The organism is Methylobacterium sp. J-072, assembly GCF_022829425.1.
Taxonomy (GTDB): Bacteria; Pseudomonadota; Alphaproteobacteria; order Rhizobiales; family Beijerinckiaceae; genus Methylobacterium.
Genome location: NZ_JAKSYK010000167.1, coordinates 1 through 282, shown reverse-complemented (window position 1 = coordinate 282; position 282 = coordinate 1). Strand labels below are relative to the sequence as shown.

Sequence of the window (282 nt, the reverse complement as noted above, 5' to 3'; positions counted from 1 at the left end):
CGCTCGCCAACCTCGTCCGCAACGCGGTCCAGGCGCTCGACGGCGCCGGGGTGCCAGACGCCGAGGTGCGGGTCGCCGCCAGCCGCGACGAGCCCGGCCGGGTGACCATCCTGGTGACCGACAACGGCCCCGGCCTGCCGGGACTTAACCGTGCCGCCCGGCCGACATGCCATGTCCGGCTGGCGTGTTCTCAAAGACGAGAGGCCTGCCTTCAGCGTCGAGCAAAAGTGAGCCCGCTTACCTGCGCCTGGAGTTCCTTGGCGATGCGTTCGGCTTCCTCGA

1 protein-coding gene is annotated in these 282 nt (G+C 70.2%); it reads left to right on the top strand.

Annotation, left to right across the window (positions count from 1 at the left end):
• On the top strand, positions 1–282 hold a 282-nt coding region (locus MKK67_RS32965; RefSeq protein WP_409568419.1), incomplete at both ends, for an ATP-binding protein.